Raw genomic sequence first — 22,953 nt, 5'->3', positions numbered from 1 at the left:
TGGTGCCGGCCGGTCGTTACAGACCGGCCGGCGCGGTGACTCAACCCTCGCGCAACACGCTCAGCGGGCTGGCGTTGAGTGCCCGGCGCGTGCCGTAGACCCCGGCGCCCCCGACCAGCACGGCACCGATCAACGGCAGTACCAGCAGCCACGGGTGCGGTGCCCATTGCAGGTCGAAGGCAAAGCGGTACAAGGCAAAGCTCACCAGTTCACAGCCCAGCGCGGCCAGCAGGCCGCTGGCGGCGCCCAGCAGACCGAACTCGATGCGTCGTGACTTGATCAGCAGGGCCCGGCCGGCGCCCAGTGCGCGCAGCAATGCACCTTGGCGAATGCGTTCGTCCAGAGTCGCCTGCAAGCCGGAGAACAGCACCGCCACGCCCGCCGCCAACACGAACAGCAAGACGAACTGCACGGCCAGGGTCACCTGATCGAGAATGCTGCGCACCTGTGCCAGCAGTGCCTCGACGCCGAGGATGCTGATTGACGGGAAGGCGCGCGACAGCTCGACGATCTGCCGGTCATGACCCGACGGCACATAGAAACTGGTCATGTAGGTGGTCGGCAGGTCGGTGAGGGTGCCGGGCTGGAAGATGATGAAGAAGTTCGGCTGGAAGGTGTCCCAGTTGACATCGCGCAGACTGGTGACCACGGTTTCGCGGGTCAGGCCGCCGACGTTGAAACCCAGACGGTCGCCAAGCTTGATGTTCAGGCTGTCGGCCAGCTTGGCTTCCACCGAGACACCGGGCACGGCATCGGTGGCCGGTGCCGGGGCGTTGCTGTCCCACCAGCGGCCGGCCGTGATGCTGTTGCCCTCGGGCATGGCAGCGGCCCAGGTCAGGTTCAGGTCGCGGCGGGTGGCGTTTTCGCCCCGCGAGTCTTTGGTGACGAACTGGCCGACCGGCTCGCTGTTGATCGTCATCAAGCGTCCCGGCACCACTGGGTACAGGGGCGCTGCGTGGCTCGACAGGCCGGTGAGGGTCTGACTGAAGCGATCCTTGTCGGCAGGCAGGACATTGAGGACGAAGTAGTTCGGAGCATCTTCAGGCAACTGATTCTGCCAGGTGTCGAGCAGTTCACCGCGCAACAAGGCGATCAAGCCCATCGCCAACAGAATCAACCCGAAGGCCAGCGACTGTCCGGCGGCCGCCAGCGGGTGGCGCAACAGCTGGCCTAGGCCCAGGCGCCAGGGCAGTGGCGCCCCGGCCAACAGCCGGCGCAGGCTGTTGAGGCCGATCAGCAGCAGAGCACCGAACACCACGGCAGCGAGAATACCGCCACCCAGCAATGCGAAGGTCAGCACCAGGTCGAGGCTCAGGCGCCACATGATCAGCCCCAGCGCGACGATGGCCGCGCCATAGACCAGCCAGGAACTGGCCGGTACCGGCAGCATGTCGCGGCGCAGGACCCGCAGCGGCGGGACCCGGCCCAGTGCCGCCAGCGGCGGCAGGGCGAAGCCGGCAAGGGCCACCAGGCCTGTGCCAATCCCTGCCAGGGCCGGAATCACTCCGCCGGGTGGCACGGTGGCCGGCAGCAGGTTATGCAGCAGGCTGAACAGGCCCAGCTGTGCCAGCCAGCCGATCAATGCGCCGCTGGCACTGGCCGCCAGGCCGATGACCGCCAGTTGCATACCAAACAGCAGCAGTGCTTCGCGGCGTGACAGGCCCAGGCAGCGCAACAGGGCGCTGGCATCGAAACGCCGGGCCGCAAAGCGCGCTGCCGACATCGCCACGGCGACCCCGGCAAGCAACACCGCCACCAGGCTGGCCATATTCAGATAGCGCTCAGCCTTGCCCAAAGCTCCGCCGATCTGTTGGCTGCCGTCGCGGGCGTCCTTGATTTCCTGGTGCGGTTGCAGGCCCGGCTCGATGGCCTGGCGGTAGGCGGCCAGCGACTGGGGCGAGCCGGTCCACATCTCGCGGTATGTCACCCGGCTGCCGGGCTGGACCACGCCGGTGGCCTGCAGGTCTTGCAGGTTGATCATCACGCGGGGGGTGAGGCTGTAGAAGTTGCCGGCGCGGTCCGGTTCATAGGTCAGGATGCGGGTCAGCTTCAATGGCTTGGCCCCGACATCAATGGTATCGCCGACTTTCATGTTGACTGCCGGCAGCAACCGCGCTTCGGCCCAGGCCTCGCCGGGAGCGGGGCCTTTACTGGCTTGGTCGGCCTGGTAGAGGTCAGGTGCGCTTTTCAGCTCGCCGCGCAACGGGTAGGCGTCGTCGACGGCCTTGATGCTCGACAGCTGAATGCCGTCGTCGGTGGCGATCACGCTGGAGAAAATCACGATCTGGCCGTGCTTGAGTCCCGCCTGCAAGCCGGCAGCGCGCTGCTCGTCAGTGGCAGGGCTGGAGCCTTCCAGAATCAGATCGGCGCCAAGAAACTCGGTGGCGCGCAGCAGCATGGCAGCATTGAGCCGGGCGCCGAAGTAACCGATGGCGGTACTGGCGGCCACCGCCACCATCAGGGCAAAGAACAGTACGCGCAGTTCACCGGCGCGGGCATCGCGCTGTAACTGGCGCAGTGCAAGGCTGAACAGACGCGTCAGGGGCATACGTGCCATCAAGGCTCCAGAGGGGCGACCTGGCGCCCGGCTTCAAGACGGATCAGGCGGCGGCAACGGTGTGCCAGGCGCTCGTCGTGGGTGACCAGCACCAGGGTGGTGTTGCGTTCCTTGTTCAGTTCGAACAACAGGTCGCTGATCCGTTCACCGGTGTGGCTGTCGAGGTTGCCGGTCGGCTCGTCGGCAAACAGCACGTCCGGGTCGGCAGCAAAGGCCCGGGCAATGGCGACCCGTTGCTGCTCACCGCCGGACAGTTGGCGTGGGGTATGGGTCAGGCGCTTGCCAAGGCCGACCCGCTCCAGCAGGGTCCGGGCCTGTTCGCGGGCGTCCTTGCGGCCTTCGAGCTCCATCGGCAGCATGACGTTTTCCAGGGCATTGAGGCTGTCGAGCAATTGAAACGACTGGAAGACAAAACCGACGTGCTCGGCGCGAACCCTGGCGCGTTCGTCTTCGTCCAGCTGGCTCAGATTGCGGCCCGAAAGAACCACGCTGCCGGCGCTTGGCAGGTCAAGGCCGGCCAGCAGGCCGAGCAGGGTGGATTTGCCTGAACCCGAAGCGCCGACAATGGCCAGGGTGTCACCCTTGTTCAGTTCAAGGGAGAGTTCGTGCAGGATAGTCAGGTCACCTTCGGTGCTGGGGACCACTTTGCTGAGGTTTTGGGCACTGAGAATACTTTCACTCATGGAGAATCCGATGCGTGCGTGGTTATTGAATGCTGCTCTGGGGTCGTTGTTGCTGCTGTCACAGGGCGCAGCGGCGGGCACAGTGTTGATCGTTGGGGATAGTATCAGCGCGGCTTTCGGCCTGGATACCCGTGTGGGCTGGGTGAGTCTGTTGCAAAAACGCATGCAGGAGCAGGGTTTCGACAGCAAGGTGGTCAATGCGTCGATCAGTGGCGACACCAGCGCCGGCGGGCTCGCGCGGCTGCCTGCGCTGCTTGCAGAGCATAAACCGCAACTGGTGGTGCTTGAGTTGGGCGGTAACGATGGCCTGCGTGGACAACTGCCCGCGCAATTGCAACAAAACTTGACCAGCATGGTAGATCAGTCACAAAAGGCCGGTGCCAAGGTGCTGTTGCTGGGCATGCGGATCCCGCCTAACTACGGGCCGCGCTATACCCAGGCATTCGAAGCCGCCTATGTTGATCTGGCCAGGGAGAAACAGTTGCCGTTCGTGCCGTTTTTCCTGGAAGGGGTAGGCGGGGTGCCTGCGCTGATGCAGGCTGATGGCATCCACCCTGCCGCCGCGGCCCAGAACACGTTGCTGGAAAACGTCTGGCCGACCCTGAAACCCTTGCTTTGAGGCTTTTCCAGCGGGGCGCTTTCGGCTAATGTTGCGCCCCCCTCACTGGAGCCCTCCATGCCGCGCCCTGCCTGGTCCCTTTTTGCTTATCAGATGATCGAACCTGACGAACAGCTCGATCTGTTCGCCTGCCAGGAAGCCAGGGTCCATTTGATCGCCCGGCAACTGGTGCTGGGAGGCACCGCCGACCGGACGCTGTGCGGTACGTTGCTGCCGGCTCAGCCGCGCCTGTTACAGGTTGAGACACAAATACTTCAGCAAGAGCGCCTGTGCCCGCTGTGCAAGGCCATCCTTGACGCGCAGCGGCGTGGCATGCACCCGATCTGGCCTGAACTGTAAGCGGCGCGAGCCAGCAGGCTCCCGGTCGCGTCAAGCCGGGTGTACACTGCGATTTCTACCGTGTTTAGCCGAAGGATTTCACCGGATGTTGTCGCGCATTCCTGTCGTTGCCCGCTGTCTGTCGCTTGCCGCCCTGTGGGTCGCCTGTTCTGCCCAGGCCACCGAACTGCCCTTGCCGCCGCCAGGCGAGGATATCGTCGGCCAGGTGCAGGTCATCGATGCGAGGTACGAAGACACCTTCGCCGATCTGGGCACCCGCTATGGCCTGGGCTACCTGGAAATGATCGCCGCCAACCCCGGCGTCGATGCCTGGCTGCCTGGCGCCGGTACCAGGGTCACGCTGCCAACCCGCTTCATCCTGCCACCCGGCCCGCGTGAAGGCATCGTGATCAACCTGGCCGAATACCGCCTGTATTACTACCCCAAGGGCAAGAATGTGGTCTACACCTACGCCTTGGGCATCGGTCGCGAGGGCTGGGGGTCGCCAATCGGCAATACCCGCATCGTTGCCAAAACACCGAACCCGACCTGGACACCGCCAGCGTCGATCCGCGCCGAACATGCGGCCGATGGCGATATCCTGCCCGCCGTAGTGCCTGCCGGCCCTGACAACCCGCTAGGACCGTTCAAGTTCGGCCTGGGTATGTCTGGCTACCTGATCCACGGCTCGAACAAAAAGTTCGGCATCGGCATGCGCACCAGCCACGGCTGCTTTCGGATGTACAACAACGACGTCCTGACCCTGGCTGACATGGCCCCGGTTGGCACCTCGGTGCGCATCATCAACGAACCTTACAAATTCGGTGTCAGCGGCGGCAAGGTCTACCTTGAAGCCCACACCCCGCTCGATGAGCAAGGCAACCCTTCGGTCGTCGACAAGCACACTGCGGTGATCAATAGCTTGCTCAAGCACGAAGACCTGGCCAACAACATGCGCACCAACTGGGATCTGGTGCGTGACGTCGTAGCGGCGGAAGACGGCATCCCGACCGAAATCGCCGTGCCGGCCGCCAATACCCCGGCGGTGCCTGTGCAGGACAATGTGCAGGCGGTGTTTCAGTAATTGATGAAAGCGCTGGGCAGGGAAGCCTATTGCGCTAAATTGTACCGTTCGCGGCTGAAGCCGCTCCTGCGCCGCCGGTTCCCCAGGCAATAAAAAAGGCCGACCCGCGAGCGGGTCGGCCTTTTCACAATCCCGAAGGGACTATTACTTGCGGCTAGCCTTGTCCAGCATGCGCAGAGCACGCTCGTTGGCTTCGTCGGCAGTTTGCTGAGCTTTCTGAGCAGCAGCCAGAGCTTCGTCAGCCTTACGGTAGGCTTCGTCAGCACGAGCTTGTGCACGTGCGGCTGCATCTTCAGTAGCAGTCAGACGAGCTTCGGTTTCTTTGGAGACGCTGCTGCAACCGGTGGCCAGAACGGCGGCCAGAGCCAGAGCAGAGAATTTCAGAACGTTGTTCATCGTGTTCCCCTTCAAGGACTTATTTCAAATTCGTCATCTCTCGAAAGTGAGAAAATGACTGGCGTACATAGTACTCATTGTTTGTAGTAAGTAAACGGACGAAGCGCAAGATACCCACAAAATTCTTGTCGCTGAAAGTCTTTCGTCATACTTCTCAAGTGGATTGTATGAAAACTATCCACTTCGGCCTGACGGACGAGCTGTTGTTGATTGCTGTTCAGGGTCTTTGCAAAAGCCTGGGCAGCCTGTGGCGTGATGTCACAGTGACTTTAGCGGTCATCAAGGCGTCTCAATGGACAACTTGCAAGAGTGTCAGGTTCCATTATCAAACAGCAGATTGCGGGGTCTGATTTTTAACGGACGGTTTGCTTGAGTAGATTGGACAATCACGCCTACTATTTGGTAGTGCTGTTCAGGTTGATAGGCGATGTGTCGGTCGTTACCTGTACAACACAGGGCGGCATAGAGGTTCCTTCGCCGGAAAAACATCGGTAAGGTAGGGGTCCAATTCCAAGACCCGCTAGGAGTAATGATGAGCGAGGCGTTGTCCATTGAACATGATCAGGCCAAACATCAGTTTGCAGTCGAGATCGACGGCCATCGCGCCTATTTGACCTACATGGACCTGGGCAAGCAGACCCTGGATTTCTATCGCACCTTCGTGCCTGATGCCCTGCGCGGTCGCGGTGTTGCGGCAGCGCTGACTGAGCATGCGCTGGCCTTTGCTGACCAGGGCGGCTATACCGTGATTCCATCGTGCTCGTATGTCGAGCGTTACATGGAGCGCCATCAGCGCCGTAGCGGCGCCCAGGATGTGATTGGCTGATCGGTCACCCAGAATTGAAAACGCCGGGCTTTGCCCGGCGTTTTGCATTGTGCTTGTGGCCTGGCGCTGAGCCTCAGCCGCGGTTACGCGCCGGCAATACGTCCTTGAGCTTGGCGTGCATGCTGCGCAGGGTCTTTTCAGTCGCCGACCAGTCAATGCAGGCGTCGGTGATTGATACGCCGTATTGCAGCTCTGCCAGGTCTTTCGGAATCGACTGGCAACCCCAGTTAAGGTGACTTTCAACCATCAAACCGATAATCGACTGGTTGCCTTCGAGAATCTGGTTGGCCACGTTCTCCATGACCAGTGGCTGCAGGCCCGGGTCCTTGTTGGAGTTGGCGTGGCTGCAATCGACCATGATGTTCGGGCGGATCTTGGCCTTGTTGAGGTCTTGCTCGCACAAGGCGACGCTGACCGAATCATAGTTGGGCTTGCCGTTGCCGCCACGCAACACCACGTGGCCATAGGCATTGCCTTTGGTTGTGACGATTGACACGCCGCCTTCCTGGTTGATGCCCAGGAAACGGTGCGGCTTGGAAACCGACTGCAGGGCATTGATTGCTACGGTCAGGCCGCCATCGGTGCCGTTCTTGAAACCTACCGCCGAAGACAGGCCCGAGGCCATTTCCCGGTGGGTCTGCGATTCGGTGGTGCGGGCGCCGATGGCCGACCAGCTGATCAGGTCCTGCAGGTACTGCGGCGAGATTGGATCCAGCGCCTCGGTGGCGGTAGGCAGGCCCATCTCGGCCAGATCCAGCAGCAGTTGCCGACCAATGTGCAGGCCGTCCTGGATCTTGAACGAGTCGTCCAGGTACGGGTCGTTGATCAAGCCTTTCCAGCCCACGGTGGTGCGCGGCTTTTCGAAATACACGCGCATGACCAGATAGAGCGTGTCCGACACTTCAGCGGACAGCGCCTTGAGGCGCTCGGCGTATTCTTTGGCTGCCTTCAGATCGTGGATCGAGCAGGGGCCGATCACGATGAACAGGCGGTGATCCTTGCCATCGAGAATGTTGCGGATCACCTCACGGCCTTCGCTTACGGTCTTGAGCGCCGCAGCAGTCAGGGGGATCTCGCGCTTGAGCTGATCCGGGGTGATCAGTGTCTCGTTGGAAGCGACGTTAAGGTCGTCAATCGGTAAATCGGCCATCGGTTTACTCATCTGGTCACGGTGGCTGGCCGCCGGCGGGCGGTCCCAGCATATTGAGCGTTGCGGGTGCCGAACCTTATCGCGTTAGCGCGTGTTTCTACAAGCTGGCGTTACCGTGCGCTGGCCAATCTGCGCCGCCCATGAGCGGCATATGAACAGTGACGCAAATCTCGATAAACTCATGCCTTGTCGTTCTGGAGCGTACCGCGTGGAGCAATTGCAGCTCACTGACCTTGATATTGACCGTCAGCTATTGGATTTGCCAGGCCGCTCACTGTTGCTGTTCACCGGACAAGGCTGTGCCAGTTGCCGGTGGGCTTACGAGCAACTGCCACACATGAGCTTGCCGCTTGAACGGTTGTGCTGGATCGACGCTGAACGTAACGGCGGTGCGGTGGCGCGTTATGAAGTGTTTCATTTGCCGGCCTTGTTTGTGGTGTGTGACGGCCAGTTTTATGGTGCGATACGCTCCTCCCTGAACCGGGTAATGCTCACTCAGGCGCTTGAGAAGGCCTTCGCCCAGCAGCCTGACGAGCTGCCCTGAGCCTGACAACAAGGATCTGTGCCAATGACCTTAACGACTCAACGCCCGCGCATCGGCATCATCGGTACCGGTGCGATCGGCGGTTTTTATGGCTTGATGCTGGCGCGCGCCGGCTTCGACGTGCATTTTTTACTGCGTAGCGAATTCGCTGCCGTGTGCCGGCAGGGGTTGCGGGTCGACAGCCAGGTACACGGCCCCTTGCTGCTTGCACCGGTCAATGCCCACCGCAGCGTTGCCGACATGCCGCCCTGCGACTGGTTGCTGGTCGGCGCCAAATCGACCTCTAACGCTGACCTGGCTCCGTTGATCGCCCAGGCCGCCGCGCCTGGCGCGCGGATTGTGCTGTTGCAGAACGGTCTCGGTGTCGAAGACCAATTACGTGCCTTGCTGCCCGAGACCCTGCATATTCTTGGCGGGCTGTGTTTCATCGCGGTGTACCGCCAGGCGCCCGGTGTCGTCGTGCATCAGTCCGGTGGTGCGGTCAACCTGGGCTATCACAGTGGTCCGGCAAGCGAGTCGGCGCAGCGTCAGGCGGTGGTCGAGGAGGGCGCAGCATTACTGCGCGCTGCCGGGGTGGACAGCCAGGCCATGGCAGATCTGCAGCAGGCGCGCTGGCAGAAGCTGGTCTGGAATGTGCCTTATAACGGGTTGTCGGTGGTGCTGCAGGCGGGTACCGGGGCACTGATGAATGACCCGGCTGTTCGCGAGCTGATTGTGAGCCTGATGAATGAAGTGATTCAGGGCGCTGCTGCCTGTGGCCATGTGCTGCCGGAGCAGTATGCCCAGACCCTGTTCAGCTTTACCGAAAAAATGCCCGACTACTGGCCGAGCATGTACCTCGATTACCGTGAGCGGCGCCCGCTGGAGCTACAGGCCATTTACGAAGCACCGCTGAACGCAGCCCGTGCCGCCGGATGTGACATGCCACAGGTGCGCATGCTGTATCAGGCGCTGACATTCATCGATCGTCGTCAACGGGCGGATGTGCCAGCCGCCCTGGCATAAGCTGATACGGGCATGGCGGACCGGTGCCAGGTTCGCCGCCGCATTGGTAGGGCGCTGCTAAGCTCAATCAATCTCCGCCATTTCTGGCAGTCCGGGAGGCCGTATGATTCGTTCGATGCTGTATGCCACAGATCTCGGTCTGTACGCGCCTTACGTGACGCAACATGCGTTGGCACTGGCTCGAACCTTCAATGCGCGGCTGCACGTCATCCATGTTGTCGAGCCGCTGGGGCTGTTCGCCGAGTCGGTGCTACAGAGCTATCTGGGTGATGAAGCACTCCGGCAGTTGCACGGCAAAGGCGTGAGTACATTCATGGAAGGCATAGAGCAACGGATGCTCGACGGGTTTCGTGAAGAGCTGGGCGAAGGGCATCAGGACCTGTCCTTCATCCGCACGGTGCGAGTCGTGCAGGGCGATCCTTCCAATGTGATTCTCGAACAGGCACGTGAACTGGCTGTAGACCTGCTGGTCATCGGCAGTCAGAGCCGAATGGTCGGGGAGGGCGCGCCGATCGGGCGTACCGTTGCCCGGGTTTTGCAGTATTCGGTTGTACCGGTTTACATGGTGCCCATGATGCAGAGCGGGCAGTGATGAAAAAATTGATGGTCTGAAGTGAAATCGCGCGTGCCATTACCGCGTAAAGGTGATAAAAAGTTCTAGCTTTCTAACTCAGACCATTAATACAGTTATATACCGTCGCTGATGCCCATCTGCTTGAGGGATACCTATGAAGCTTCAACAACTGCGCTATATCTGGGAAGTGGCGCACCACGACCTCAACGTTTCGGCGACGGCCCAGAGCCTGTACACCTCCCAGCCGGGGATCAGTAAACAGATTCGCCTGCTCGAAGACGAGCTGGGCGTGGAAGTCTTTGCCCGCAGCGGCAAGCACCTGACCCGGGTCACCCCGGCTGGCGAGCGGATCATCACGACCGCAGGCGAAATTCTGCGCAAGGTCGAGAGCATCAAACAGATTGCCCAGGAATTCTCCAACGAGAAGAAAGGCACCCTGTCGATTGCCACGACCCATACCCAGGCGCGCTATGCCCTGCCGCCGATCATTGGCAGTTTCATCAAGCAGTATCCGGATGTGGCCTTGCACATGCACCAGGGTTCACCGACACAGATCGCCGAGATGGCTTCTGATGGTACGGTGGACTTTGCGATTGCCACCGAAGCGCTGGAGCAGTTCGGTGATCTGATTATGATGCCGTGCTATCGCTGGAACCGTTGTGTGGTAGTGCCGCAGGGGCATCCGCTGACCAAGGCGCCGAAACTGACCCTGGAATTGCTTGCCGAGTACCCGATCGTAACCTACGTGTTCGGCTTCACTGGCCGTTCAAAGCTCGACGAAGCATTCAGCAATCGTGGCCTGGTGCCCAAGGTTGTGTTCACTGCGGCTGACGCCGACGTCATCAAAACCTATGTGCGGCTGAACCTGGGGGTGGGGATCGTCGCGCACATGGCGGTCGATGAGGAGCTGGACAAGGATCTGGTGGCGCTGGATGCCAGCCATCTGTTCGAATCGAGCGTGACCAAGATCGCCTTCCGTCGCGGTACCTTCCTGCGCGGCTTCATGTGCGACTTTATCGAAAAATTCGCCCCGCACCTGACCCGTGAAATGATGGCCAAGGCCATTCATTGCCATAACAAGCAAGAGCTTGAAGAGCTGTTCGCCGGCGTGGAATTGCCTGTTCACTGACAAATACCAAAGTGAACAACTGTAGGAGCGACCTCGGTCGCGAAAGAGCCGATACAGCCTCCGCATTTGCGGCGTCTGGCCAATCTTCGCGACCAAGGTCGCTCCTACGGCAGCTTGCTCAAGCCTTGCTGATCAAATTGCCAGCGTGCAGCCCGCATTCTTTCTGGGTCGACTCTTCCCACCACCAGCGGCCTTCGCGCTCGTGCTGGTTCGGCAGCACCGGGCGGGTGCAGGGTTCGCAGCCGATGCTGATGAAGCCGCGTTCGTGCAGGCTGTTGTAGGGCAGTTCCAGCATGCGGATATAGCCCCACACTTCTTCACTGCTCATCTGTGCCAGCGGGTTGAACTTGTACAGTGGGCGCTCTGGGGTCGAGAACGCACCGTCGATTTCCAGGGCGGCAACCTGGCTGCGGGTGCCCGGGCTCTGATCGCGGCGCTGGCCGGTGGCCCAGGCTTTCACTGTGCTCAGCTTGCGGCGCAGCGGTTCGATCTTGCGCACACCGCAGCATTCACCGTGGCCATCCTTGTAAAAGCTGAACAGGCCCTTTTCGCGTACGAAAGGCTCAAGCTTGCTGTGATCCGGCGAAATGATATCGATGTCGATGGCGTAGGTCTCGCGCACCTTGTCGATGAAACGGTAGGTTTCCGGATGCAGACGGCCGGTGTCGAGGCTGAAGACCTTGACGTTCTTGTTGATCTTCCAGGCCATGTCCACCAGCACCACGTCTTCGGCACCGCTGAACGAGATCCACAGTTCATCGCCGAAGTGAGTAAAGGCCAGTTTAAGGATGTCCTGGGGGGATTTGTTGGCGTACGCCGCGGCCAGTTCGGCAACGTCGAATGGTTGGCTCATCAGGTGTGTTCCTAGTACTGAGGTGGCGCTTAAGCGCTCGTGGTGGCGGCCATGGTAACAAAAACTGTCTGAGTGTGAGCGCGTTGCCCCCGCGTGGAGCCTGACAGTGGCGAGGTTTTTTCCAGATGCGACGTCAGCTTGCGCTGTGGCGACATTAGCCTCTAAAGTGCCGCTTCTCTCAAGATCCATTCAAGGAGTGTTCTGTGGAAATTGCCTGTCTCGACCTGGAAGGTGTGCTGGTTCCGGAAATCTGGATCGCCTTTGCCGAAAAAACCGGTATCGAAGCCCTGCGGGCAACCACTCGGGACATTCCCGACTACGACGTGCTGATGAAGCAGCGCCTGCGCATTCTTGACGAGCATGGCCTGAAGCTGTCCGATATTCAGGCAGTGATCGGCACCCTCAAGCCGCTCGACGGCGCCGTGGAGTTCGTCGATTGGCTGCGCGAGCGCTTTCAGGTGGTCATCCTCTCGGATACCTTCTACGAGTTCTCGCAGCCGCTGATGCGTCAACTGGGCTTCCCGACCCTGCTGTGCCACCGCCTGATCACTGACGAGACGGATCGGGTGATCAGCTATCAATTGCGCCAGAAAGACCCCAAGCGCCAGTCGGTACTGGCCTTCAAGAGCCTGTACTACCGAGTGATCGCGGCCGGCGATTCGTACAACGACACCACCATGTTAGGAGAAGCCGACGCCGGAATTCTGTTCCATGCGCCGGACAACGTGATTCGCGAATTCCCGCAGTTCCCGGCGGTGCATAGCTTTGAGGACTTGAAGAAAGAGTTCATCAAGGCGTCGAATCGTGAGTTGAGCCTGTAGGGCGGGCACCGCCGGGCTTCTTCAGCGGCGCAAGCTTTCGCCGCAGAAGCGGCTCCTACAGGCTCTCCAGAGTACGCAGTAGCACACCGACTTTGGTAAAGCATTCCTGATATTCCGCCTCGCATTGCGAGTCGGCAACGATGCCGCCGCCGGCCCAGCAGGACACCTTGCCATCCTTGACCAGCAGGCTGCGGATGGCAATCGAGCTGTCCATTTCGCCGCGCACGTCCAGATACAGCAGCGAGCCGCAGTACAGGGCGCGGCGCTGTGGTTCCAGTTCATCGATGATCTGCATGGCCCGGATCTTGGGGGCGCCGGTGATGGAGCCGCCGGGAAAGCTGCCGCCGAGCAAATCCAGGGCGTCACGGTCGGCGGCCAGTTCGCCGGTGATGCTGCTGACCAGGTGGTGCACGTTGGGGTAGCTTTCGATGCTGAACAGCTCCGGCACCCGCACCGAGCCGGTCCGGCAGTTGCGGCCCATGTCGTTGCGCAGCAGGTCGACGATCATCAGGTTTTCTGCACGATCCTTCGGGCTGGCCAGCAACTCATCGGCCAGCCGCTGGTCTTCGTCAGCGTCCAGGCTGCGTGGCCGGGTGCCTTTGATGGGGCGGGTTTCAACCTGGCCTTGGTGCACCTGAACGAAGCGCTCCGGCGATACGCTCAGCAGCGCAGCACCTTCGGCTAACGGTATATAGCCCGAGAAGGGCGTCGGGCAGGCTTCGCGTAGAGCGGTATAGGCCGCCCACGGATCACCCGAGCAGGTGGCCTGGAAGCGTTGGGTCAGGTTGACCTGATAGCAGTCGCCTGCCTGAATGTAGTGCTGCAGGCGGGTAAACGCTGCGCGGTACTGGTCGGCGCTGAGGTTGGCGGCAAACGGGCTGTGCAGCCGGAAGGTGTCAACACGGTTATCGCCCGGTTGGCTGAATAGCTCGATCAGCCGCTGGCGCTCGGTGCTGGCCAGGGCGGGATGAAACATCAACTGGCTGGTAGTGGCCTGATGGTCGCTGATCAGTGCCCAGGCATACAGCCCTATTTGGGCGTCTGCCAGTTGCAGGTCGTCCACCGACTGGCCCGGCAGGGTTTCCAGACGACGGCCGAAGTCATAGCCCAGGTAGCCCATCAAGCCGCCTGCGAAAGGCAGCTCGCAGCCTGTCGGCAGGTCGGCGCTGCCAAGTTGGGTCAATGCCTGGCGCAGGCGTTGCAGGAATGCCTCGCCGCTTTCCTGCTGTTGGCATTGCAGGGTTTCCAATGGCCAGGCGCTGCACAGGTCAAAGCGGCCGCGCTGCGCCGTCGGCCGACCACTGTCGAGCAACACGGCGCCGGGCGCCTGGCGAATCCTGGCGAAATAGACACCCGGATCAGGGGAGTACGGCAAAGGGTGCAGCGTGCAGGTTGGCATGCGTGACTACGATCAACGACGGAAAGGCGCTGATTGTAATCACCGGCGCCCCATCAGGACAGACCCCTGTCGTTGTCTGGCTGGCGTGCGAAGTATGCGGGTCAGGCGGGCACGTGGCCAAACAGCTGCTGAACGAACCTAACCCGTTGCTCCGGGGTTTGTTGTTCATCGTTGAGCGCCAGCTTTTCCAGATGCGCTTCAATGGCATGGGTGCGCAGAGTCAGGCCGCAGTCATTGGCAATCTGGATGTTCAGGCCGGGGCGGGCATTGAGTTCGAGAATCAACGGGCCTTTTTCCTGGTCCAGCACCATGTCGACGCCGATATAGCCCAGGCCGCACAGCTCGTAACATTCGGCCGCCAGCTTCATGAACCCGTCCCAATAGGGCAGTTGCACCCCATCCACCGCATTGGCGGTGTCGGGGTGTTTGCTGATGATGCGGTTCAGCCAGGTGCCTTTGAGGGTGATGCCGGTGGCCAGGTCGACGCCCACGCCGATGGCACCCTGGTGCAGGTTGGCCTTGCCGCCGGACTGACGGGTCGGCAAACGCAGCATGGCCATCACCGGATAGCCCATTAGCACGATGATGCGAATGTCGGGCACACCTTCATAGCTGATGCTCTTGAAGATGGTGTCGGGAATTACCCGGTATTCGATCAGCGCCCGGTCGCGATGGCCGCCCAGCGAATACAGGCCGGTGAGGATGCTGGAAATCTGGTGCTCGATCTCCGAACGGCTGACCAGTCGCCCGGAGACACTGCGAAAGCTGTCCTCGAAACGGTCGGCGATGACCATGATGCCGTCGCCACCGGCACCTTGGGCCGGCTTGATAACGAAATCATCATGGCCACCGATGATCTCGTCCAGACGGTCGATTTCCTTCTCGGTGGAGATCACGCCGTACATCTGCGGCACATGAATGCCGGCGCTGATGGCGCGCTCCTTGGTGATGATCTTGTCATCGACAATCGGGTACAGGCTGCGCTTGTTGTACTTGAGCACGTAGTCGGCGTTACGCCGGTTGATGCCCATGATGCCGCGCGCTTGCAGTTCCTTCCAGGTCTTCCACCAGCCAATCATTTGGCGTCTTCCTCTTTGAGGAAGGCGCGAAAACGAACCAGCTCGGTCAGGCGATAACCGCGGTAGCGACCCATGGCAAGCATGAAGCCGACCAGTACCAGCAGGATGGCCGGGAAGGTGAACACAAAGTAGGTCAGCTCCGGCACGGTCATGATCAGGTAGGCCAGCGAGGCGGCGAACAGGGTGCCCACCCCGACTTTCATGGCATGGCTGGCGCCGCGCTCTTCCCAGGTGATCGACAGCCGTTCGATGGTCATGGTCAGGATCACCATCGGGAACAGCGATACCGACAGGCCGCGTTCGATGCCCAGCTTGTGACTGAACACGCTGATGACCGCGATCAGTACCACCACGAAGGTCAGCACCACCGACAGGCGCGGCAGCATCTGTAGCTTGAGATGCTCAAGGTAAGAGCGCAGTGACAGGCCCAGCGCGGTGATCACGGTAAACAGCAGGATGCCGAAGTCCAGCTGGGTCTCGCGAAAGGCCAGGGCGATCAGGACCGGTGTGAAGGTGCCCAGGGTCTGCAGGCCGATCAGGTTGCGCAGCACCAGAATCACCAGCACGCCGATGGGGATCATGACCATGATCATGAAGCTCTGCTGGGTTTGTAGCGGCAGGCCGTACAGCGAGTAGGAAAGAAAGTCGGCGTCGGTGTTTTCATCGGTGAGCTGGGCCAGGCGGATGGCGTTCATCTCGCTGTTGCTCAGGGTGAAGCTCACCGTGGCCTTGCGGGCGCCATCCACGCTGACCAGCGGCTCGTCGCCAGTCCACCACAGCAGGCGATCGCCCGGCAGGCCGGACTCACCGGTCAGTGGGTTGAAATACAGCCAATCCTTGCCGTTGAAGCTGCGCAGCCACAGTTCCGGAGTCTGCGGGGTGCCTGCTTCGAGGCGAATGGTGTGTACCTTCTCCATTGGCACATGCGCGATCGACAGCAGCAGGTCGACCACCTGGGCCTTGCGGGCCGGCGACGGATCGCCTCCGAGCAGCAACTTGGCGTTATCGTCGTTGCTGTTGTTGACCCGCTTGATCGCCTCGCTGACGAAGGTTTCGACATCCGCCGAGTGCTGGCGTATGGGGGCCAGCAGGGCGTCGGCGGCGATCTTCTCGGCCCCTTCTACCGGCAGGCTGTCGCGGAAAATCGGGCCTTTGGGCTTGGGTTTGTCAGCGCTGTAGCGTTTGGTCAGCACCAGCCGGTAGTACAGGGTCTGGTTACCGTTGGCGCGGCGCGATGACCAGGTGGCCTTGCGGTTGCCGTCGACGCGATTGACGCTGACCCCATAGTTATTGGCGATGAAGCTCTCGTTGAGGCTGATGTAGTCCTGGTTCAGTGGCGGAACGAACATCTGCACTTTGACCGACTCTTTGGCGTTGGCGAGGAATTCGATCTTGGCGTCGATATTCCACAGGTCGTCGGTTTCGTCTTCGGTCATCGGGATGCCGAGCACCAATACCTGCCAGGCCGTGATCGCCAGGCCCAAGGTGACCAGGACGCCGATCAGGATTTTCAGGTGAAGGGTAAGAGCGCGCATGGGATTACTCTGCGTGTTGAGCGATTTTGGCGGCACAGGCAGGTTTGCCGGCGGCGTATTTCAAGCTGGGGTCGACCATCGCGTTGAAGCGTTTGAGCGCGTCGGCGCCAATCAAAAGCGGGTATTGGAAAGCGCGGCGGTCGGTCAAGTTCACTTCCAGGTGACGTAAATCTTCACCCAGGCAGACGTCCAGGCTGATCACCGGCCTGGCGCTGTACTGCTGTTCTTTATTGGCGCCCATATCATCGGCGCGGCGCTTGATCTGGCCGACCCGCAGCAGCGGTTTCTCGATGGGGTGGGCATGAGCCTTGTCGATGGCCAGGTAGAAGCGCACCCAGCGTTGCCCGTCACGGGTGAAATACGAGATGTCACGGGCGCTCAGTGAGGCGGTGACAGCACCGGTGTCGAGCTTGGCGGGCACATCAAGGTCGATTTCCGGTAGCCGGGCGTATTCGCTCAGGCCGTAGACCGATCGGTCGGCAGCGAGTGCGGGTAGGGGCAGTATCAGCAGGCAGAACAGAAAAAAGCGGGTCATTGGGTCCTGGTACATCGGAGAAAAACGGTGACAGCCTCAGACCCGCAGCGGGGCTATGGGTTCGCAGGTCATGTAAAGAGGGGCAAAAAACGCCGGGCATTCTAACATGAAGCCTTTATGACGCCAGCCAACTGCCAGCTATCATTGTTTCGTCCGGTATTAGACGATTGTCGACAATCCATGTATTTGTTTTGACGTATTTCCTGTCGTTGGCTAGATTGTCGGGTATGTGAAATCAAAGGTGTCGACAATATGCTGGATGTGGTTGAGCCGTTGCCGCCAGCCGGCGTACCTGCCGGGCAAGAAACTGAAACACTTTCCGAGAATGTGTTCCGGCGTATCCAGGCCGCTATTGTCAGCGGCGAAATCGCCCCCGGCAGCAAAATCTCTGAACCGGAGCTGGCGCGCACCTACGGCATCAGTCGTGGTCCGCTGCGTGAGGCAATTCACAGGCTCGAAGGCCAGCGCCTGGTCGTGCGGGTGCCGCACGTCGGGGCGCGGGTAGTGTCGCTTACCCATGCGCAGATGATCGAGCTGTACCAGATCCGTGAGTCGCTGGAAGGGTTGGCTTGTCGGCTGGCGGCCGAGCGGATGAGCGAGGCGCAGATCCAGCAATTGCGCGACGTGCTGCATACCCATGAGCACGACGCAGCGTTCCAGGCCGGGCTGGGCTACTACCAGCAGGAGGGCGATTTTGATTTCCACTACCGGATCATTCAGGGCAGCGGCAACCAGACCCTGAGCCAGATGCTGTGCGGCGAGCTGTATCAGTTGGTGCGCATGTACCGCATTCAGTTCTCCACGACACCCAATCGTCCCCGCCAGGCCTTTGCCGAGCATCATCGCATTCTCGATGCGATCGCCGACCGTGATGGCGAGCTGGCCGAACTTTTGATGCGCCGCCATATCGGCGCCTCCCGACGCAATATCGAGCGGCATTACCAGGCCGCCCCCGACCGAGGTGAAGCATGAGTCACGTCCATACCAGTCCCGGCCAGCGCCTGCGCGATGCAGTGGCCAGCGAGCAGCCCCTGCAAGTGGTGGGCACCATTAACGCCAACCACGCCCTGTTGGCCCAGCGCGCCGGGTTCAAGGCTATTTATCTGTCAGGTGGCGGGGTAGCGGCAGGTTCGCTGGGCTTGCCGGATCTGGGGATTTCGGGTCTTGAAGACGTGCTGATCGATGTGCGGCGTATCACCGATGTCTGCGATCTGCCGCTGCTGGTGGATGCCGACACCGGCTTCGGCTCGTCGGCCTTCAATGTGGCGCGGACCGTACGCTCGATGATCAAGGCCGGTGCCGCCGGCATTCATATCGAGGACCAGGTCGGCGCCAAGCGTTGCGGCCACCGGCCCAACAAGGAAATCGTCTCCCAGCAGGAGATGGTCGACCGCATCAAGGCCGCAGTGGATGCCCGTACCGATCCTGGCTTTGTGATCATGGCACGCACCGACGCGCTGGCGGTTGAAGGCCTGGATGCGGCGCTGGAACGCGCGGCGGCCTGCATTGAAGCCGGGGCCGACATGGTGTTTCCGGAGGCGATCACCGAGCTTTCCATGTATCAGCAGTTCGCCAGCCGGGTCGGCGTGCCGATCCTGGCCAATATCACCGAATTCGGTGCCACGCCGCTGTTCAGCACTGACGAGTTGCGTGAGGTGGGCGTAGGCCTGGTGCTTTATCCGCTGTCGGCGTTCCGCGCGATGAACAAGGCCGCAGAAAACGTATTTAACGCCATCCGCCGCGACGGCACGCAGAAGAACGTGATCGACACCATGCAAACCCGCATGGAGCTGTACGACGCGATCGATTACCACCGCTTCGAGCAAAAGCTTGATGCGCTGTTTGCCCAGAAGAAGGGCTGAACCAGGTACAGCTCGGTCAGGCGTCTGTACGTCGGTGGGAGCTGGCATGCTAGCCAAGACTGCGGCACATATGCAGCAGATGCTGTGGCTTTCGAGGCCCCTTCGCGAGCAAGCTCGCTCCTGCAGATGATCGTCGCAAGACTGTGAACAACCCGAAAAGATTGCCCATTCCCAGAAAAAACAGATAACCGGAGAATGTCATGGCTGAAGCAAAAGTATTGAGTGGCGCCGGCCTGCGTGGTCAGGTCGCCGGCCAGACTGCCCTGTCCACCGTCGGCCAGTCCGGCGCCGGGCTCACCTACCGTGGTTACGATGTACGTGAACTGGCCGCAGGCGCCAGTTTCGAGGAAGTCGCTTACCTGCTGCTGGACGGTGAACTGCCGACTCAGGCGCAGTTGGCCGATTACCAGCAGCGCCTGAAAACACTGCGCGACCTGCCGCAAGCCTTGAAAGAAGTGCTTGAGCGTATCCCGGCCAGCACCCATCCGATGGATGTGATGCGCACGGGCGCGTCGATGCTCGGCACCCTTGAGCCGGAGCAGAGTTTCGACCAGCAACGCGCCGCCACCGACCGCCTGCTGGCGGCCTTTCCGGCGATCATGTGCTACTGGTATCGCTTCAGTCACGACGCTCAACGCATCGACTGCAGCAGCGATGAGCCGGACCTGGCCAGCCATTTCCTGCGTCTGCTCTCGGGCAAGAGCCCCAGCGAGCTGCATCGCAAAGTGATGAACGTCTCGTTGATTCTGTACGCCGAGCATGAATTCAATGCCTCGACCTTTACCGCTCGGGTGTGTGCCTCGACCCTGTCGGACCTGTTCTCCTGTGTCACGGCTGCGATCGGCACGTTGCGTGGCCCGCTGCATGGCGGTGCCAACGAAGCAGCAATGGAAATGATCCAGCGCTTTGGCTCGGCAGAAGAGGCCACTGAAGGCACGCTCGGCATGCTGGCCCGTAAAGAAAAGATCATGGGCTTTGGCCATGCGATCTACCGTGATTCGGATCCGCGCAACGAGGTGATCAAGGACTGGTCACGGCAACTGGCCGCGCAAGCAGGCGATACCGTGCTGTTCCCGGTGTCCGAGGCCATTGACAAGGTCATGTGGGACGAGAAGAAGCTGTTCCCCAACGCCGACTTCTACCATGCTTCGGCGTACCACTTCATGGGTATCCCGACCAAGCTGTTCACGCCGATCTTCGTCTGCTCGCGGCTGACTGGCTGGGCCGCGCATGTGTTCGAGCAGCGGGCCAATAACCGCATCATTCGCCCCAGCGCGGAATATACCGGCGTCGCGCAGCGGCCTTTCGTGGCGCTGGAGCAACGCTGAACGGGCAGGGAGGCCAACCATGAGCCTCCCACCTTTAAATCCTACCGTGACCGAGTCTGCGCCCCATGAATCTTCAATACCGCAAACCTCTGCCTGGCACCGCGCTCGAGTATTTCGATGCCCGTGAAGCGGTGGAGGCCATCAGCCCCGGTGCCTGGGCGGGGCTGCCATACACCTCGCGGGTGCTGGCAGAAAACCTGCTGCGCCGCTGCGCGCCAGCCAGCCTCCGTGCGTCATTGAGCCAATTGATCGAGCGTCGCCGCGACCTGGATTTCCCGTGGTTCCCGGCACGGGTGGTGTGTCATGACATCCTCGGCCAGACCGCACTGGTGGATCTGGCCGGGCTGCGCGATGCGATCGCTGATCAGGGCGGCGACCCGGCGCGGGTCAACCCGGTGGTGCCGGTGCAACTGATCGTCGACCATTCGCTGGCCGTGGAATGCGGCGGCTATGACCCGCAGGCGTTCGAAAAGAACCGTGCCATCGAGGACCGCCGCAACGAGGATCGCTTCCACTTCATTGACTGGACCAAAAAGGCGTTCAAGAACGTCGAGGTGATCCCGCCCGGCAACGGCATCATGCACCAGATCAATCTGGAGAAAATGTCGCCAGTGGTGCAGGTGCTTGACGGTGTGGCGTTCCCCGACACCCTGGTCGGCACCGACAGCCACACGCCGCACGTCGATGCCCTGGGGGTGATCGCCATTGGCGTCGGTGGTCTGGAGGCCGAGAATGTGATGCTGGGCCGTGCGTCATGGATGCGCTTGCCGGACATCATCGGTGTCGAACTGACTGGCAGCCGTCAGCCGGGCATTACTGCCACCGATGTGGTGCTGGCCCTGACCCAATACCTGCGCCAGCAAAAGGTGGTCGGTGCGTACCTGGAATTTTACGGCGCCGGTGCCTCCAGCCTGACGCTGGGCGACCGCGCGACCATCTCCAATATGGCACCGGAATATGGCGCCACCGCTGCGATGTTCTCCATCGATCAGCAGACGCTGGACTATTTGCGCCTCACGGGGCGTGAAGAACAGCAAGTGCAACTGGTCGAGCACTACGCGAAGATTGCCGGCCTGTGGTCCGACAGCCTGGCCGAGGTGCAGTACGAGCGGGTATTGAGCTTCGATTTGTCCAGTGTGGTGCGCAGCATGGCCGGCCCCTCCAACCCTCATGCGCGGGTTGCGACCACTGATCTGGCCGCCAAGGGGATTGCCAGTGCCTGGCAGCAAGTGCCGGGGCAGATGCCCGATGGCGCGGTGATCATCGCCGCGATCACCAGTTGCACCAATACCAGCAACCCGCGCAATGTCATCGCGGCCGGGCTGCTGGCGCGTAACGCCAACCGGCTGGGGCTGACCCGCAAACCGTGGGTCAAATCCTCCCTGGCGCCGGGCTCCAAAACAGTGGCGCTGTATCTGGACGAGGCCGGGCTCACATCCGAACTGGAGCAACTCGGTTTTGGCGTGGTGGCGTTTGCCTGCACCACTTGCAATGGTATGTCCGGTGCGCTGGAGCCGCAGATCCAGCAGGAAATCATTGACCGTGACCTGTATGCCACGGCGGTGTTGTCCGGCAATCGCAACTTTGACGGGCGTATCCACCCTTACGCAAAGCAGGCCTTTCTGGCGTCGCCGCCGCTGGTGGTTGCCTATGCCATCGCCGGGACGATCCGTTTCGATATCGAGAACGACGTGCTGGGGGTGGCCGACGGCAAGGACATTCGCCTCAAGGACATCTGGCCCAGCGACGAGGAAATCGACGCTGTGGTGCGCGCCTCGGTCAAACCCGAGCAGTTCCGCCAGGTCTACATCCCGATGTTCGCCATTGAGGCGGATCAAACCGCAGTCGCGCCGTTGTACGACTGGCGGCCGATGAGTACCTATATTCGTCGCCCGCCTTACTGGGAGGGGGCGCTGGCCGGCGAACGCACCCTCAAGGGCATGCGCCCGCTGGCGGTGTTGCCTGACAACATCACCACCGACCACCTGTCGCCGTCCAACGCCATTATGGCCAGCAGCGCGGCGGGTGAATATCTGGCGAAAATGGGCCTGCCGGAAGAGGACTTCAACTCTTATGCGACGCACCGCGGCGATCACCTGACCGCGCAGCGGGCAACGTTCGCCAACCCGCAACTGGTCAACGAAATGGCGGTGGTGGACGGCAAGGTCCAGAAAGGCTCGCTGGCGCGTATCGAGCCGCAAGGCCAGGTCACCCGCATGTGGGAGGCCATCGAAACCTACATGCAGCGCAAGCAGCCGTTGATCATCATCGCCGGCGCCGACTATGGTCAGGGCTCGTCTCGCGACTGGGCCGCCAAGGGGGTGCGCCTGGCTGGCGTCGAGGCCATCGCAGCCGAGGGTTTCGAGCGTATCCACCGCACCAACCTGGTGGGCATGGGGGTGCTGCCGCTGGAGTTCAAACCCGGCACCAACCGTCTGACCCTGGGCATCGACGGTTCTGAAGTGTTCGACGTGGTGGGTGAGCGTACGCCGCGGGCGACCCTTACCCTGGTGATTACCCGGCGTAACGGCGAGCGCCTTGAGGTGCCGATGACCTGTCGTCTGGATACCGCTGAAGAAGTGTCGATCTACGAGGCAGGCGGGGTATTGCAGCGTTTTGCCCAGGATTTCCTGGCCGGCGAGGTGGCTTGATGCCC

At 61.2% G+C, this 22,953-nt stretch carries 23 protein-coding genes; 14 read left to right on the top strand and 9 right to left on the bottom strand.

Going from position 1 to position 22,953, the window contains the following annotated elements:
* Positions 1 to 40: 40 nt before the first annotated feature.
* Positions 41 to 2,557: an ABC transporter permease gene (locus tag NJC40_RS22140; RefSeq protein WP_253142325.1), complete on the bottom strand. Its 2,517-nt coding sequence runs from the start codon at positions 2,555 to 2,557 to the stop codon at positions 41 to 43.
* Complete coding sequence (locus NJC40_RS22135) at positions 2,557 to 3,240, bottom strand: ABC transporter ATP-binding protein (RefSeq protein ID WP_045491981.1); 684 nt, start codon at positions 3,238 to 3,240, stop codon at positions 2,557 to 2,559. The genes NJC40_RS22140 and NJC40_RS22135 overlap by 1 nt, the downstream gene beginning before the upstream one ends.
* Before the next feature lie 10 nt (positions 3,241 to 3,250).
* Here NJC40_RS22135 and NJC40_RS22130 point away from each other — a divergent pair, with 10 nt between their 5' ends.
* The 3 genes from NJC40_RS22130 to NJC40_RS22120 all read left to right on the top strand — a co-directional run bounded on the left by NJC40_RS22130 (position 3,251) and on the right by NJC40_RS22120 (position 5,261).
* Positions 3,251 to 3,859: an arylesterase gene (locus NJC40_RS22130; protein WP_045491979.1), complete on the top strand. Its 609-nt coding sequence runs from the start codon at positions 3,251 to 3,253 to the stop codon at positions 3,857 to 3,859.
* Between the two features lie 57 nt (positions 3,860 to 3,916).
* A complete protein-coding gene (locus tag NJC40_RS22125) occupies positions 3,917 to 4,198 on the top strand; it encodes a hypothetical protein (protein WP_045491976.1) in 282 nt (93 codons plus the stop codon).
* Positions 4,199 to 4,283: 85 nt separating this feature from the next.
* Positions 4,284 to 5,261, top strand: coding sequence for a L,D-transpeptidase family protein (locus NJC40_RS22120; protein ID WP_045491974.1), 978 nt, complete (start codon positions 4,284 to 4,286; stop codon positions 5,259 to 5,261).
* A 144-nt stretch (positions 5,262 to 5,405) separates the two neighbouring features.
* On the opposite strand, the gene oprI is transcribed toward NJC40_RS22120, so the two are convergent.
* A complete protein-coding gene (oprI, locus tag NJC40_RS22115) occupies positions 5,406 to 5,657 on the bottom strand; it encodes an outer membrane lipoprotei OprI (RefSeq protein WP_045491971.1) in 252 nt (83 codons plus the stop codon).
* A 167-nt stretch (positions 5,658 to 5,824) separates the two neighbouring features.
* Between oprI and NJC40_RS22110 the strand changes: the two genes are divergently transcribed.
* Entirely contained in the window at positions 5,825 to 6,007 is a 183-nt protein-coding gene (locus NJC40_RS22110; protein WP_253142326.1) for a hypothetical protein, read from the top strand.
* Between the two features lie 182 nt (positions 6,008 to 6,189).
* Positions 6,190 to 6,483, top strand: a complete 294-nt coding sequence (locus NJC40_RS22105) for a GNAT family N-acetyltransferase (RefSeq protein ID WP_045491969.1) — start codon at positions 6,190 to 6,192, stop codon at positions 6,481 to 6,483.
* A 73-nt stretch (positions 6,484 to 6,556) separates the two neighbouring features.
* Here NJC40_RS22105 and NJC40_RS22100 read toward each other — a convergent pair whose 3' ends face one another.
* Positions 6,557 to 7,633, bottom strand: coding sequence for a 3-deoxy-7-phosphoheptulonate synthase (locus NJC40_RS22100; protein ID WP_045491967.1), 1,077 nt, complete (start codon positions 7,631 to 7,633; stop codon positions 6,557 to 6,559).
* Positions 7,634 to 7,814: 181 nt separating this feature from the next.
* On the opposite strand from NJC40_RS22100, the gene NJC40_RS22095 reads away from it, so the two are divergent.
* The 4 genes from NJC40_RS22095 to cysB all read left to right on the top strand — a co-directional run bounded on the left by NJC40_RS22095 (position 7,815) and on the right by cysB (position 10,885).
* A complete protein-coding gene (locus NJC40_RS22095) occupies positions 7,815 to 8,177 on the top strand; it encodes a YbbN family protein (RefSeq protein ID WP_144403405.1) in 363 nt (120 codons plus the stop codon).
* A gap of 24 nt (positions 8,178 to 8,201) precedes the next feature.
* Positions 8,202 to 9,182 carry a putative 2-dehydropantoate 2-reductase gene (locus NJC40_RS22090; RefSeq protein ID WP_253142327.1) on the top strand — a complete coding sequence of 327 codons (981 nt, stop codon included), beginning with the start codon at positions 8,202 to 8,204 and terminating at the stop codon, positions 9,180 to 9,182.
* Positions 9,183 to 9,285: 103 nt separating this feature from the next.
* Positions 9,286 to 9,774, top strand: coding sequence for a universal stress protein (locus NJC40_RS22085; protein ID WP_253142328.1), 489 nt, complete (start codon positions 9,286 to 9,288; stop codon positions 9,772 to 9,774).
* A gap of 136 nt (positions 9,775 to 9,910) precedes the next feature.
* On the top strand, positions 9,911 to 10,885 hold the full coding sequence (gene cysB / locus NJC40_RS22080; RefSeq protein ID WP_045491959.1) for an HTH-type transcriptional regulator CysB: 975 nt from the start codon (positions 9,911 to 9,913) through the stop codon (positions 10,883 to 10,885).
* A 118-nt stretch (positions 10,886 to 11,003) separates the two neighbouring features.
* Here cysB and NJC40_RS22075 read toward each other — a convergent pair whose 3' ends face one another.
* Positions 11,004 to 11,738, bottom strand: coding sequence for a phosphoadenylyl-sulfate reductase (locus tag NJC40_RS22075; protein WP_253142329.1), 735 nt, complete (start codon positions 11,736 to 11,738; stop codon positions 11,004 to 11,006).
* Between the two features lie 203 nt (positions 11,739 to 11,941).
* Between NJC40_RS22075 and thrH the strand changes: the two genes are divergently transcribed.
* Positions 11,942 to 12,559 (top strand): bifunctional phosphoserine phosphatase/homoserine phosphotransferase ThrH, encoded by a 618-nt coding sequence (gene thrH / locus NJC40_RS22070; RefSeq protein ID WP_045491954.1) that lies wholly within the window; start codon positions 11,942 to 11,944, stop codon positions 12,557 to 12,559.
* Positions 12,560 to 12,614: 55 nt separating this feature from the next.
* On the opposite strand, the gene pabB is transcribed toward thrH, so the two are convergent.
* From pabB to rloA, 4 genes are all read right to left on the bottom strand, one after another.
* Positions 12,615 to 13,958 (bottom strand): aminodeoxychorismate synthase component I, encoded by a 1,344-nt coding sequence (pabB, locus tag NJC40_RS22065; protein WP_253142330.1) that lies wholly within the window; start codon positions 13,956 to 13,958, stop codon positions 12,615 to 12,617.
* Between the two features lie 101 nt (positions 13,959 to 14,059).
* Positions 14,060 to 15,034: an alpha-L-glutamate ligase-like protein gene (locus tag NJC40_RS22060; RefSeq protein ID WP_162484360.1), complete on the bottom strand. Its 975-nt coding sequence runs from the start codon at positions 15,032 to 15,034 to the stop codon at positions 14,060 to 14,062.
* Positions 15,034 to 16,572 (bottom strand): osmotic stress tolerance membrane protein RloB, encoded by a 1,539-nt coding sequence (gene rloB, locus NJC40_RS22055; RefSeq protein ID WP_253117746.1) that lies wholly within the window; start codon positions 16,570 to 16,572, stop codon positions 15,034 to 15,036. The genes NJC40_RS22060 and rloB overlap by 1 nt, the downstream gene beginning before the upstream one ends.
* Positions 16,573 to 16,576: 4 nt before the next feature.
* On the bottom strand, positions 16,577 to 17,107 hold the full coding sequence (rloA, locus tag NJC40_RS22050; protein WP_253142331.1) for a retropepsin-like aspartic peptidase RloA: 531 nt from the start codon (positions 17,105 to 17,107) through the stop codon (positions 16,577 to 16,579).
* Between the two features lie 252 nt (positions 17,108 to 17,359).
* Here rloA and NJC40_RS22045 point away from each other — a divergent pair, with 252 nt between their 5' ends.
* The 4 genes from NJC40_RS22045 (at position 17,360) to acnD (ending at position 22,948) form a co-directional block, all read left to right on the top strand.
* Positions 17,360 to 18,079, top strand: a complete 720-nt coding sequence (locus NJC40_RS22045; protein ID WP_045491943.1) for a GntR family transcriptional regulator — start codon at positions 17,360 to 17,362, stop codon at positions 18,077 to 18,079.
* Positions 18,076 to 18,969: a methylisocitrate lyase gene (gene prpB / locus NJC40_RS22040; protein WP_253117749.1), complete on the top strand. Its 894-nt coding sequence runs from the start codon at positions 18,076 to 18,078 to the stop codon at positions 18,967 to 18,969. The genes NJC40_RS22045 and prpB overlap by 4 nt, the downstream gene beginning before the upstream one ends.
* A gap of 200 nt (positions 18,970 to 19,169) precedes the next feature.
* Positions 19,170 to 20,297 carry a bifunctional 2-methylcitrate synthase/citrate synthase gene (gene prpC, locus NJC40_RS22035; protein ID WP_253117751.1) on the top strand — a complete coding sequence of 376 codons (1,128 nt, stop codon included), beginning with the start codon at positions 19,170 to 19,172 and terminating at the stop codon, positions 20,295 to 20,297.
* A 65-nt stretch (positions 20,298 to 20,362) separates the two neighbouring features.
* The gene (gene acnD / locus NJC40_RS22030) at positions 20,363 to 22,948 is read left to right on the top strand and encodes a Fe/S-dependent 2-methylisocitrate dehydratase AcnD (protein ID WP_253142332.1); all 2,586 of its coding nucleotides are present in this window, start codon (positions 20,363 to 20,365) and stop codon (positions 22,946 to 22,948) included.
* The last annotated feature ends 5 nt before the right edge of the window (positions 22,949 to 22,953 follow it).

This window comes from Pseudomonas sp. 21LCFQ02, assembly GCF_024129895.2.
Lineage (GTDB): Bacteria > Pseudomonadota > Gammaproteobacteria > Pseudomonadales > Pseudomonadaceae > Aquipseudomonas.
This window is presented reverse-complemented; position numbering and strand designations above follow the sequence as displayed.

What these genes read in the sequence shown, in the direction of transcription:
- prpC (WP_253117751.1), top strand. Translation starts at nt 19,170, where the DNA reads ATGGCTGAAGCAAAAGTATTGAGTGGCGCCGGCCTGCGTGGTCAGGTC.
- NJC40_RS22105 (WP_045491969.1), top strand. Translation starts at nt 6,190, where the DNA reads ATGAGCGAGGCGTTGTCCATTGAACATGATCAGGCCAAACATCAGTTT.
- NJC40_RS22135 (WP_045491981.1), bottom strand. Translation starts at nt 3,240, where the DNA reads ATGAGTGAAAGTATTCTCAGTGCCCAAAACCTCAGCAAAGTGGTCCCC.
- rloB (WP_253117746.1), bottom strand. Translation starts at nt 16,572, where the DNA reads ATGCGCGCTCTTACCCTTCACCTGAAAATCCTGATCGGCGTCCTGGTC.
- NJC40_RS22110 (WP_253142326.1), top strand. Translation starts at nt 5,825, where the DNA reads ATGAAAACTATCCACTTCGGCCTGACGGACGAGCTGTTGTTGATTGCT.
- prpB (WP_253117749.1), top strand. Translation starts at nt 18,076, where the DNA reads ATGAGTCACGTCCATACCAGTCCCGGCCAGCGCCTGCGCGATGCAGTG.
- NJC40_RS22095 (WP_144403405.1), top strand. Translation starts at nt 7,815, where the DNA reads ATGCCTTGTCGTTCTGGAGCGTACCGCGTGGAGCAATTGCAGCTCACT.
- oprI (WP_045491971.1), bottom strand. Translation starts at nt 5,657, where the DNA reads ATGAACAACGTTCTGAAATTCTCTGCTCTGGCTCTGGCCGCCGTTCTG.
- NJC40_RS22090 (WP_253142327.1), top strand. Translation starts at nt 8,202, where the DNA reads ATGACCTTAACGACTCAACGCCCGCGCATCGGCATCATCGGTACCGGT.
- NJC40_RS22045 (WP_045491943.1), top strand. Translation starts at nt 17,360, where the DNA reads ATGCTGGATGTGGTTGAGCCGTTGCCGCCAGCCGGCGTACCTGCCGGG.
- NJC40_RS22085 (WP_253142328.1), top strand. Translation starts at nt 9,286, where the DNA reads ATGATTCGTTCGATGCTGTATGCCACAGATCTCGGTCTGTACGCGCCT.
- NJC40_RS22100 (WP_045491967.1), bottom strand. Translation starts at nt 7,633, where the DNA reads ATGGCCGATTTACCGATTGACGACCTTAACGTCGCTTCCAACGAGACA.
- NJC40_RS22125 (WP_045491976.1), top strand. Translation starts at nt 3,917, where the DNA reads ATGCCGCGCCCTGCCTGGTCCCTTTTTGCTTATCAGATGATCGAACCT.
- pabB (WP_253142330.1), bottom strand. Translation starts at nt 13,958, where the DNA reads ATGCCAACCTGCACGCTGCACCCTTTGCCGTACTCCCCTGATCCGGGT.
- NJC40_RS22120 (WP_045491974.1), top strand. Translation starts at nt 4,284, where the DNA reads ATGTTGTCGCGCATTCCTGTCGTTGCCCGCTGTCTGTCGCTTGCCGCC.
- rloA (WP_253142331.1), bottom strand. Translation starts at nt 17,107, where the DNA reads ATGACCCGCTTTTTTCTGTTCTGCCTGCTGATACTGCCCCTACCCGCA.
- acnD (WP_253142332.1), top strand. Translation starts at nt 20,363, where the DNA reads ATGAATCTTCAATACCGCAAACCTCTGCCTGGCACCGCGCTCGAGTAT.
- NJC40_RS22075 (WP_253142329.1), bottom strand. Translation starts at nt 11,738, where the DNA reads ATGAGCCAACCATTCGACGTTGCCGAACTGGCCGCGGCGTACGCCAAC.
- NJC40_RS22140 (WP_253142325.1), bottom strand. Translation starts at nt 2,557, where the DNA reads ATGGCACGTATGCCCCTGACGCGTCTGTTCAGCCTTGCACTGCGCCAG.
- cysB (WP_045491959.1), top strand. Translation starts at nt 9,911, where the DNA reads ATGAAGCTTCAACAACTGCGCTATATCTGGGAAGTGGCGCACCACGAC.
- NJC40_RS22130 (WP_045491979.1), top strand. Translation starts at nt 3,251, where the DNA reads ATGCGTGCGTGGTTATTGAATGCTGCTCTGGGGTCGTTGTTGCTGCTG.